Annotated in this window: 5 protein-coding genes and 1 pseudogene; 5 read left to right on the top strand and 1 reads right to left on the bottom strand. The window is 67.8% G+C overall.

Annotation, left to right across the window (positions count from 1 at the left end; genetic code table 11):
* Positions 1–349 (top strand): annotated as a pseudogene (locus G6020_RS16730) (hypothetical protein); the annotation flags it as partial.
* Here G6020_RS16730 and trpD read toward each other — a convergent pair.
* The gene (trpD, locus tag G6020_RS06240) at positions 330–1,394 is read right to left on the bottom strand and encodes an anthranilate phosphoribosyltransferase (protein ID WP_182610020.1); all 1,065 of its coding nucleotides are present in this window, start codon (positions 1,392–1,394) and stop codon (positions 330–332) included. The pseudogene G6020_RS16730 and the gene trpD overlap by 20 nt on opposite strands.
* A gap of 283 nt (positions 1,395–1,677) precedes the next feature.
* Here trpD and G6020_RS06245 point away from each other — a divergent pair, with 283 nt between their 5' ends.
* The 4 genes from G6020_RS06245 to G6020_RS06260 are packed head-to-tail and all read left to right on the top strand — an operon-like array spanning position 1,678 to position 6,036.
* On the top strand, positions 1,678–2,289 hold the full coding sequence (locus G6020_RS06245) for a heme-copper oxidase subunit III (protein WP_182610021.1): 612 nt from the start codon (positions 1,678–1,680) through the stop codon (positions 2,287–2,289).
* A 56-nt stretch (positions 2,290–2,345) separates the two neighbouring features.
* Positions 2,346–3,230, top strand: a complete 885-nt coding sequence (locus G6020_RS06250; protein WP_182610022.1) for a cytochrome c — start codon at positions 2,346–2,348, stop codon at positions 3,228–3,230.
* Positions 3,227–4,417, top strand: coding sequence for a ubiquinol-cytochrome c reductase iron-sulfur subunit (locus tag G6020_RS06255; protein ID WP_182610023.1), 1,191 nt, complete (start codon positions 3,227–3,229; stop codon positions 4,415–4,417). The genes G6020_RS06250 and G6020_RS06255 overlap by 4 nt, the downstream gene beginning before the upstream one ends.
* On the top strand, positions 4,414–6,036 hold the full coding sequence (locus tag G6020_RS06260; protein WP_182610024.1) for a cytochrome bc complex cytochrome b subunit: 1,623 nt from the start codon (positions 4,414–4,416) through the stop codon (positions 6,034–6,036). Before G6020_RS06255 ends, G6020_RS06260 begins: the two co-directional genes overlap by 4 nt.
* Positions 6,037–6,084 lie beyond the last annotated feature (48 nt).

Below are 6,084 nucleotides of genomic sequence, written 5' to 3' on the forward strand. Positions count from 1 at the left end.
GGACCAGCCCGGCCCCGCGCGCACATGGGCCGTGGCAGTCGTGCGTCACGGACGTCTGGCCGCCTCGGGGATCGTGCCGGCCGGGGCCGCCCCCCTCCCCGTCATCGACTCACTCAGGGCGGGCGCCACGACCGTGCGACCCGGACCCGGGCCGTTCTCCGGCGCCAGCGCCTCGGAGATCCGGAACGTGCACAGATGGATCGACTCCGCACCCACCCGCATCGTGTCGGTCGCGGGTTGCTGGGCCCTCCCCGTCGACGGTGCCCACACTCTGACCGCATGGGCGGATCGAGCCGAACGGGCGGCCGCGGAGACGAGCAGAGCAGGGATCAGTCCCGCGCGACGCTGAAGGCCGCCCACCTGTCCAGGAGTCCGGCCGCCTCGCCGTCGTCCACCGCCCTCGCGGCGCGATCCACCGCCGACGTCATCGCGGTCACCAGGTCAGCTCCCGGCTCGAGTCCGTCGAAAGCCACCAGCGCAGCCGCGGAATTGAGCAGGACGGCATCCCTGACGGGGCCCTTCTTACCCGCCAGCAGGTCCCGGGCGACGCCCGCGTTGTGCTGCCCGTCCCCCCCACGCAGCTCCTCGATCGCGCACGTCGCCATCCCGAAGTCGCCGGGGGCGATCTCGTCCTCCTCGATCCGGCCGTGCGAGACGCGCAGCACGCGGGTCGGCCCGGTCATCGTGATCTCGTCGAGGCCGTCGGCTCCCCGCACGACGAGCGCCGAGCGCCCGCGGAGCGCGAAGACCTCCGCCATCACGGTCATGAGACGGTCGAAGGCGCACCCGATGAGGTTGGCCGCGGGGGCCGCGGGGTTGGTCAGGGGACCCAGGATGTTGAAGACGGTCGGGATGCCGATCTCCCGCCGTGGCGCGGCGGCGAAGCGGAGGGCGGGATGGAACACGGGGGCGAAGCAGAAGGCCACACCCACCTCGTCGACACACCGGGCGACCTCCTCCGGGCCCAGGTCGATCGCCACCCCGAGAGCCTCGAGGACGTCGGCCCCTCCGCTCTTCGATGACGCCGCACGATTACCGTGCTTGACCACGGGCACTCCGCAGGCGCTCACGACGAGGGCGGACATGGTGGAGATGTTCACCGTTCCCTGCCGGTCCCCGCCGGTCCCGACGATGTCGACGCAGGGCCGGGAGGTCGGCACGCGACGCGAGTAGTCGAGCATCGTGGAGGACAGGGCGTCCAGTTCCGGACCCGTGACACCCTTCATGTCGAGCGCGACCCCGAACGCCGCGATCTGCGCATCCGTCGCGAGGCCCTCCATGATCCGGGACATCGCCCAGCGGGCGTCCGCCGGTTCCAGGTCCTCACCCGCCGTGAGCGTGCCGAGTACCCCGGGCCAGGACCGGCCCTCGTCGAACGCTGCAGAACTCCCCACGTGTCCCGACCTCTCTCCCTGGATCCCGGCGGTCCGTCACCGTCCGACCGCACAGTGACAATCGTGCCACCAGCCGCGTCGTCGGTGCCCGCGGACTCCCGTCACGGGACCCGTTCCCCCAGCCGCAGAAGAGCCTGAGAAGGCCCTGATACCCCTGCACGGGGTGCGTCCCCTGACGGGTTACCGGGGAGTTCTAGGAACGACCTGCGAAAACGCTGTGGGGACACGCCGAAATCGGGGGTCCCTGCAGCCTCCGCCCACCTCAGGGGTCATACTTGGCCTCGTGACGAGCGCAGTGGATAACTCAGGATCGGCAATGGCTCAGCGCGTTCATTCGCTGAACCGGCCGAACATGGTCAGTGTGGGCACCATCATCTGGTTGTCCCAGGAGTTGATGTTCTTCGCGGGGCTGTTCGCGATGTACTTCGTCTCCAAGGCGAACTCGGGAGGTGACTGGCCCTCCTACCCGACGCACCTCAACGTCCCGTTCGCCCTGACTATCACGGCGATCCTCGTGGCGTCCTCGGTTACCTGTCAGATGGGCGTCTTCGCCGCCGAGCAGGGTGACGTCTTCGGTCTCCGTCGCTGGTACATCATCTCGGCCCTCATGGGCACGGTCTTCCTCATCGGTCAGGCCTACGAGTACGTCATGCTGTACCTCGAGGGCACCACGATCTCGTCCAGCGTCTACGGGTCCGTCTTCTTCATCACCACCGGTTTCCACGGCCTCCACGTGGCGGCCGGCGTCCTGGCGTTCGTCGTCCTCGTCATGCGGACGACCATGTCCCGGTTCACTCCCGCCCAGGCCACGGCGGCCATCGTCGTGTCGTACTACTGGCACTTCGTCGACGTGGTCTGGATCGGCCTCTTCGTCACCATCTACTTCATTCAGTAGTCAGCTGGCCGCAGGACGCTGCGTCCAGCAGGTCCCAACTCCAAAGGGAACTCATAATGAACTCACCTCACCCACCCGCTGCGGACACGCCGTCGCCGGAGCCCGCGGTGAATCCGGCTCGTCCGGCCTCGTCGAAGCGTCGCCGCAAGGCGACCGGCGCGCTCGTCATCGCCGCCGGTCTCCTCGGCGCCGGGGCCATCGCCACGGCCGTCGTTCCCGAGCCCCAGGTCGCGACCGCCCAGCAGGACCAGGCCGCGCTCATCGCCGAGGGCAAGTCGATCTACGACGTCGCGTGCATCACCTGCCACGGAATGAACCTGCAGGGTGTCGAGGACCGCGGGCCCTCGCTCGTCGGCACGGGCGCGGGCGCGACCTACTTTCAGGTGCACTCCGGTCGTATGCCGGCGGGCAACAACGAGGCCCAGGCCAAGCGCAAGAAACCGCGCTACAGCGAGCACCAGATCGTCGCGCTCGCGGCGTACGTCCACCTCTTCGGCGGCGGTCCCGAGATCGTCACCGATCCCGACGGGTCGATCGCCCAGGGGTCGCTGCGCGGTGCCTCGGGCGAGGCCCGCGCCGAGGAGATCGCGCGCGGTTCCGAGCTCTTCCGCCTCAACTGCGCCTCCTGCCACAACTTCACCGGTCGCGGCGGAGCGCTGTCGGCGGGCAAGTACGCCCCCATCCTCGACCCTGCCAACGAGCAGGAGATCTACCAGGCGATGCTCACCGGTCCGCAGAACATGCCCAAGTTCTCGGACCGTCAGCTCACGCCTGACGAGAAGAAGGACATCATCGCCTTCATCAAGGACACGGACTCCAAGGTCTCGCCCGGCGGCTACGCGCTCGGCGGACTCGGCCCCGTGACCGAAGGTGTGGCCATCTGGCTAGTCGGCATCGTCGCCCTCATCGGTGCGACCCTCTGGATCGGATCCCGTTCATGAGTGAGACCCCCAAGAACCCGTCCCCCGCGGACCTCGACCGGATGAGCGACGCCGAGCTCGTCCGGTTGGGAACCGAACTCGACGAGGTCGACGTCCGATTCCGCGAGAACCGGTGGCCGGACGGTGTCACCACGCGATCCGAGAAGCGTGCCGCACGAGTCGTCACCACCTGGTTCGCACTGTCCGCGGTCCTCGCGCTGGCCTTCGCCGTCATCTACATCGCCTGGCCCTGGGAGTACCGCGGCCAGGGCGAGGACGGCTACTGGCTCTACATGGTGTACACGCCCCTCCTCGGCCTGACGATCGGCCTGTCGATCCTCTTCCTGGGCTTCGGTGCGGTGCAGTTCACCAAGAAGTTCATCCCCGAGGAGATCTCGGTCCAGACCCGTCACGACGGCCCGTCGGAGGACATCGACCGCCGGACCCTCGTCGCCGGGCTCAACGACTCCTGGAAGACCTCGACCCTGGGTCGCCGCAAGGTCATGGGCGGCTTCCTCGGAGCGAGCGTCGCCCTCATCGGTCTGTCCGCGATCCTGCCGCTCGGTGGCATGGTCAAGAACCCGTGGCGCCGTGGGGAACTCACCATCGCCGGAGACGGCACCCTGCACACCACGGGGTGGACCCTCGCGTCCGACACCCGCCCGGACGGACTCCCGGCCGAGAAGGTGTACCTCGGTCGCGACACCGGCAAGGTCTACCCGGACGGCCATCCCCCCGCGGGAGAGGGGCGCCTCGAGCGCATCCACGTCGAGGACCTGGCGGCCGGTGGACTCGAGTCCGTGTTCCCGCTTCCCGCGAGCGCCCTGGGCGACTTCGAGGAGCACATGCACTCCATCCACGGCGTGCGCAACTCGGTCATGCTGATCCGTTTCCGCCCGGCGGACGCGGCCCGGGTGATCAAGCGCAAGGGCCAGGAGAACTTCAACTACGGCGACCTGTACGCCTACTCGAAGATCTGCACGCACCTCGCCTGCCCCACCTCACTGTACGAGCAGCAGACGCACCGCTTCCTCTGCCCGTGCCACCAGTCGCAGTTCGACGCGCTCGAGTACGCGAAGCCGGTCTTCGGCCCCGCCGCGCGCGCACTGCCGCAGTTGCCCATCGCGGTTGACAACGAGGGTTACCTCGTCGCCAACGGTGACTTCATCGAGCCGGTCGGACCTGCCTTCTGGGAGCGTCGTTCATGAGTAACAACACCAAAATCGCCGCGGTCGGCAATGCGCTCGACTCCCGGTACACCATGGCCAAGGGCATGCGCCGGCAGATCAACAAGGTCTTCCCCACGCACTGGTCGTTCCTCCTGGGCGAGATCGCCCTGTACAGCTTCGTGATCCTGCTGATCTCGGGCGTGTACCTCACCCTCTTCTTCGACCCGTCGATGTCGAAGGTGATCTACCAGGGCGCCTATGCCCCGCTCAACGGCATCGAGATCTCCCGGGCCTACGAGACCGCGCTCAACATCTCTTTCGAGGTGCGTGGCGGGCTCTTCGTCCGGCAGATCCACCACTGGGCGGCGCTGCTCTTCGTCGCCTCGATGGTGGTCCACATGATCCGCATCTTCTTCACCGGTGCGTTCCGTCGCCCGCGTGAGGCCAACTGGGTCATCGGCTGCGTCCTCCTGCTGCTGGGCATCGTCGAGGGCTTCCTCGGCTACGGCCTGCCGGACGACGTCCTGTCGGGCACCGGCCTCCGGATCACCTCCGGCATCATCGTCGGGCTCCCGGTGATCGGGACCTGGATGCACTGGATGATCTTCGGCGGGGACTTCCCCGGCGACCTCATGATCCCGCGCTTCTACGTCCTGCACGTGCTCATCATCCCCGCCATCATCCTGGCCCTGATCGCCGCGCACCTCGCGCTGGTCTGGTACCAGAAGCACACGCAGTTCCCCGGGCCGGGCCGCACGGAGAACAACGTCGTCGGCGTCCGGATCCTCCCGGTCTTCGCCGTCAAGTCCATCGCGTTCGGCGCCATCACGGTCGGCATGCTCATGCTCTTCTCGGGCCTGTTCACCATCAACGCGATATGGAACCTCGGGCCGTACAACCCATCCCACATCTCCGCCGGCTCGCAACCCGACTGGTACATGCTGTGGACCGAGGGCGGCGCCCGCGTGATGCCTGCGTGGGAGATCTACCTGGGCAACTACACCATCCCTGCCGTCCTCTGGGTGGCCGTGATGCTCGGCGCCATGGTCGCGGTGATGTTCCTGTACCCGTGGATCGAGGCCAAGCTCACCGGTGACACCGCGCACCACAACCTGCTCCAGCGTCCGCGCGACGTTCCGGTTCGTACCGCCGCCGGCGTCATGGCCATCACGTTCTACGTGATCCTGGTGTTGATGGGATCCAACGACCTCATCGCGTATCACTTCAACATCTCGCTGAACGCCACCACATGGGCGGGCCGGATCGGTCTGATCCTGCTGCCGCCGGTCATGTACTTCTTCACCTACCGTCTCTGCCTGGGTCTCCAGCGGGCCGACCGGGAGGTCCTGGAGCACGGGATCGAGACCGGCATCATCATGCGGATGCCGCAGGGCGAGTTCGTCGAGGTCCACCAGCCGCTGGGCGGAATGGACGAGCACGGTCACGCGGTTCCGCTCGAGTACGCGGGTGCCAAGGTGCCCACGAAGATGAACCAGCTCGGTGCGGCCGGCCGGCCCCCGCGGGGCGCACTCACCGCCGACCCCGTCGACGAGGTGCGTCATCTCGACGACGCCGATCACGGCAAGCACGACCGCGAGCACTCGATGCTCACCACGTTGCAGCAGGAGAACCGTACGCGTCGCCACGACGAGCACTGATCCACCGCTGACACCCGACCGCGGGCCGGAGCTCCGAGAGGAGTTCCG

The organism is Dietzia sp. B19, from assembly GCF_014145155.1.
Lineage (GTDB): Bacteria > Actinomycetota > Actinomycetes > Mycobacteriales > Mycobacteriaceae > Dietzia > Dietzia natronolimnaea.